The sequence below is a fragment of the Mycobacterium sp. 1245499.0 genome, from assembly GCF_001673615.1.
Taxonomy (GTDB): domain Bacteria; phylum Actinomycetota; class Actinomycetes; order Mycobacteriales; family Mycobacteriaceae; genus Mycobacterium; species Mycobacterium europaeum_A.
Genome location: NZ_LZMG01000340.1, coordinates 1 through 5514, shown reverse-complemented (window position 1 = coordinate 5514; position 5514 = coordinate 1). Strand labels below are relative to the sequence as shown.

Sequence of the window (5514 nt, the reverse complement as noted above, 5' to 3'; positions counted from 1 at the left end):
CCGCGGCGGATTCCGGCGTTTATGCCTCGACGACGGTCGTCCGACAAGAAAGCTTCATCGACCAGGCCCGCCATCGCCTCCCAATCGCGAGCGGCGAAGTACGCCAGGAATTGCCCGACCGCCAAGGTCGCTCGGTTCTCCAATCGCGGTGCCGGCCGGCTGAGTTCCTTCAACCGCGCGATGGCGGCTTCCGTGTCTGTCTCGTCGAAGACTTCGCAACGGGTGAGTCGACCATCATCGACGAGGTGAAGCATCACCATGCGCCATTCGACTCCCACGCCGTCCGGCGAGGACCCGTGTGCATAGTTGGTGATCACCGCTCCACGACTGTTGATTTCGTGCACGGCTTCGATATGGACCTTGAAGTCAGGCGTGAGATCAAAGAGCGTGTGGACGGCCGAAGTCATATCGCTGGCGGTGAACGGCGTGCCCCGGCGGTGGTCGACCGTCACCCAATCCTCTGGGGGATACTCATGCCGGTTGAACATCGCGTGCACGCCGGCGACCGCTGCCCACGTGTCTGCGTGAGCGGCCGCTTCGCCTGCGACGTAACGGGCATCGAGTTCGGCGATGGCGGCATCGAAGTCGTCCGCATCGAAGGATACGAGTGCGATCATTCGTCGGTCGGTGTTGATTTCGACGATGGCGAGCACGTTTGTGAGGAATGGACCTTGACCGGTGCCTGAATAGTCCATGCGGGCGCGCAAAAGCACGAGGCGTTCACCGCGCGTTGCCATGACGGTCGACGTCATGTTCGTCAACCCCAGGTCGGCGATTGCTCGCATGTCCGCGATCTGGGCGTCTCGACTCTCCCGGACTCCGGCGCCCACTACCCGACGCGGATCGTTACTGACGAAGCCGTCGGCCAGGATTTCGGCCATCGCGACCCAGTCACGAGCAGCGTACAGCGCTGTAAAGCGCTCGGCTACTTGGCTTGCCGCATTCTCCGGTCGCCGGGCCGCCGCCTGAATCGCGTCGAAGCGGGCAAGGGCCTCCGCGAGGTCTGCCTCGTCGAAAAGCTCGGTGCGGCTGATTCGGTCGCCGTCGAACAACACAACGTCGACTACCTGCCACTCAGCGTCGAAACCCGCCGGGGAGGTCCCGATTGCCACGTGGGTGACCACGGCGCCGCGCCCGCTCAGCCGGTGCACAGCCGCGATGTAGATGCGGGCCCGCGGCGAAAGTTCCCACGTCGCATGGAGAAACGCCTCCAGGTCGCCCGCACCGATCGGTGCGAGTCGCCGGTGGTCGATGTTTACCCAATCAGGTGTCGTCGCCGGTATCTCCCTGCGGCTGAGTGCCGCGAAAGCCTCTGTCATGAGCGACCAGGTGCGGGAGTTGGAGGAGGCCTCGCCGGCCAGGTAACGCGAATCGAGTTCGGCGACAGCGGCGTCGAAGTCGTCGGCATCGAACACGACGCGTGCCAAGACCCGGTTTTCGGCATCGATCTCGATGAGACCGAGCACCTCGCTGTGAAATGCGGCGGGTCCTTGCTCGGGGCCAAAGAACTGGGTACGACCGAGGAAGAGGCGCTCGCCCCGCGTGGCGATGACGTCTGAAACTATCTTCTCGATGCCGACGTCAGCCCACGCCCGCATATTGTCGATATCGACCTCTCGACCCAGTTGGACTCCCGCGCCCACCACGCGACGACGATCGTCACTAGCAAACTCGTCGACCGTCATCTCTGCCATCGAATCCCAGTCGCGGGCCGCGAAGTACGCCAGGAATCGGTCGTCGATTTGGCTCGCTTTGTTTTGCAGTTGCCGCGGGCGTGGATGCAGCTGATCGAACCTCGCGATCGCGGCGCCCAGGTCTGCCTCATCGAAGATTTCCAAGCGGTTGACCAAATCACCTTCGATAGTAAGGACGCTGATCCCTCGCCACTCGGCTTCAAAACCTTCTCGCGAGGTTTCGTGCGTCACATTGGTAACCACAGCCCCTAGGTCGTCCAGTCGATGCACCGCCTCTATGGAGTTGCTCAGGTACGGCGTGGCGAGCCAATTGTTTAGTGATGCAGAGACATGGCCAGGGGCGAACGATATCCCTCGCCGATGATCGATGTTCACCCAATCTGCTGTCGTCGCTGGATGCTCACGCCGATTCAGCGCGGCGTAGGCCCCCTTGATTACAGACCACGTGCGCGCGTGGGCCATCGCTTCGCCAGCCATGTATCGGGCGTCGAGTTCGGCGACGGCGGCGTCGAAGTCTTCCAGGTCGTATGAGACGACCCTGGCGATTCGGTCATCGGCGTCAACCTCGAAGACATTAAGGGCATCATTTTGGACCCCGCCGGGATCGGAGCCGGTGGCGCGACTCCGCGCGAGGACGAGACGTTCTCCACGGATCGCGATGGCGCTCACCATCGAGATCGTGAACCCGACTCCGGCGGCCGCCTGCAAGTCTCGGATCACATCGTCCCGACCGTGCTGGGTATCAGCACTGACGACCCGCCGATGGTCAATGCCGACATAGTCGTCAGCCACCGTTTGAGCCATGGCATCCCAGTCGCCAGCCGCGAAGTGCGACCAGACATGTTTGAATACGCGCGAGGCCGCGTTCTCCAGCTCCGGCGTCGGCCGGCCGAGCTCCTCAAACCTCGTGATGGCGGCATCGATGTCCGCCTCGTCGAAGACCTCCGTCCGGTGAATCACGCCGCCCGCGACCGCAAGAACCGCGATCCCGCGCCACTCCGCCCTCAATCCCTCTTCCGAAAACTCTTGTGCCGCATAGGTGATCACCGTCCCGGCATCGCTCAGCCGATGCACTTGCTCGACATAGATATTGGTGTCCTGTCGAAAGTCCCACCCGGCGTTGATGTATGCGGATACATCGCCGGGCCCGAACGCCGTCTCGCGTCGATGGTCGACATTGACACAATCGGGCGAAGTAAGTGGCGGCTCATGCCGGTTGAGCGCGGCGTAACTACGCGCTACGGCCGACCACGTACGTGCACACGACGCCGCTTCGCCGGCCAGGTAGCGGGTGTCGAGTTCAGCCATGGCGGCGTCGAAGTTTTCCAGGTCGAACACCATGACCGCCTTGATCCGCTCGTCGGCGTCGATCTCGAGGAGGTTGAGCACATCAGTTTGGAACGCCGCAGAGTGCACGCGAGTGAGGGTGAGGCGCTCGCCGCGGGTCGCAACCGTGGTCGACGTTAGGTTGTCCGGAGCGATGTCGACGAGCACTCGCCAGTTGGCGACGTTGGCGTCTCGGCCTTGGATGACCTCGGCGGCCACAACGCGACGTCGGTCATAGGTTGAAACGTCTTCGGCGTAAAACTCTGCAATAGCGGGCCAGTCGCCAGCCGCCAAGTGGTTAAGGAAATGCTCGACCACGCGGGTCGCAGCGTTCTCCAGCCGTCGCGCGCGCCGGTCGAGCTCCTCAAACCTTGCGATCGCGGCACCGAGGTCTGTCTCGTCGAAGAGCTCCGAGCGGTCTATCAGGTCGCCTTTCACCGTCGAAACGCCGACCTCCCGCCATTCGGCGTCGAAGCCCTCGCGCGAGATCCCTTGGTACACGCGCGTGACGACCGCTCCCAAGGCGGTCAGTCGATGCACAGCCTCGATGTAGATGTTGACGCCCGGCGTCAGTAGGTCCCACGTGACTTTGAGGTACGCCGCAAGGTCGCCCGGCGCAAATGCTCTCGCCCTCCGGTGGTCGAGGTTGACCCAGTCAGGCGTCGTGGGCGGTGGTTCGCGTCGGTTAACCGCGGCGTACGCCCGCGTGATGATCGACCAAGTCCGCGCGTACGGTGCCGCCTCGCCCGCGAGGTACCGGCGGTCGAGCTCAGCGATAGCGGCGTCGAAGTCGTTGAGGTCGAATGCGGCCATTGCCGCAATCTGCTCTGTGGTGTCGATTTCGACTATTTGTAGGAAATCGACGCGGAACGCGCCCGGTTCCAGGCCGCTTCGCGAGTAGCGGGCACGAACGAGGGCGAGGCGTCCTCCACGCGTTGCGAGGGTGTCTGACGTTGCGTCCGTCACCTCAATGTCGGCGGCCGACCGATAGTCTTCGATCGCAGCACCCGGGCCGCGTCGAATCCCCGCGCCCACCACCGAACGACGGTCATCACCGTAATAGTCGCCTGCGAGAAGCTCGGTTATCGCATCCCAGTCGCGGGCCGCGAAATACGCATGCAGGCGTTCGTATGCCCGCGTCGCGGCATTCGCCAGCGGCGCTCGAGAAGGTATCTCCTCAGGTCGGGCGTATGCATTAGTAAGTTCCGCCATCGCGGCGTCCATGTCTTCGACGTCGAACCAGACCTGCAGGCAGATCTGGCCATCTTCGTCGATGCCATAAAGCAGGACGAATTCGTCCTGCGGCGCCCCAGGGGTCGCGTCGTCCGCGCCTATCACCAGTCGAGCGAGCGCTAGACGCTCACCTCGGACGGCGACAATCCTTTGGCTGAGCCGCATAGGGACTGTCTCTAAAACCCGCCTGTTCACACGTGGAAATTCGCCCGGTGGGACGTCTAATTGTCCAAAGCCGACTATCTTGCGGCGGCTCTCGATCAATCCGTCTGGCGCGAACAGCTGCTCGAATTCGTCCCAAGCCTCACGATTTATGGCGGCCACCACGCGTTCGCCGACTCGGACGCACGCATTGTCGAGTTCGACAACTGGCGCTTCGGGCGGAGCCGGTGCGGGCGGAACGGCATTTTCGCCGAGAACGGCCCGCGCCATGTCCGCAAGCGCCGCAGCGCCTTTGCGTTCGTATAAATCGACCGCTTGCCCTGCGGCGGTTCGTGCCGCCGCCATGTCGCCACCACGCCCCAAAACCGTTGCCAGCGTCAGGCACGCGTCACCGTGATCGACCAGGGCGTCGGTGCGCTCGGCCAAGGTCACCGCGGCCTCGGCGACCTGGCGGGCCGCATCGTAGTCGTCGCCGCGGGCCAGCAAGTGTGCCCGCAGCGTGCGCCACGCGATCGACGCCTTCAGCGCGTGCCCGGCCAAACGCTCACTTTCCGTGCACAATTCGGCGGCCTCAGACTCGCGGTCGAGGGCAAGGCATGCGCGGCCCAGCAGTGCCGCGGTCTCGGCGGTGTCGGCGTCCAGCCCCATACGACGAAAACCGTTGTAGGCCTTGCGTAGATGAGTCTCCGCCGCGGCGGGGTCATTGCCGATGAGTTCGACGATGCCGGCGAACTGCTCGACTTCCAGCAGCGCGTGGCGCAGGCCGAGCTCGGTGACCGTGCGCCGGGCCGAATCGATCATCCGCCGGGCCGCGGCCGTACGGCCGCGGAACGCCTCGAGCACGGCCTGGCATCGCGTGGAGGTCGCCTCGACGGCGGGGGAGTCGGTCGTGATCCGAAGCAGCCGAACCACATCCAGGCACCGGCCGCCCGCCCGCGGAACCGGATTGGGGCCCCACAGCGCCGCCAGGGGTGCGCCCGCCAGAACCGCGTTCACCCGGCGATGCTCGCGGGCCCGCCGCGCCGCGGTCAGGGCGTCGTCGAGGGCAACTTCGCAGTCACCGATGCGGCCAAGACGGGCGAGGCACCCAGCCCGCACG

1 protein-coding gene is annotated in these 5514 nt (G+C 64.5%); it reads right to left on the bottom strand.

The genetic code is table 11. The annotated features are described in order from the left end of the window. Nucleotides 1-5514 (bottom strand): nuclear transport factor 2 family protein (locus A5646_RS21155; protein WP_197505251.1); only part of this gene is annotated, 5514 nt, incomplete at both ends.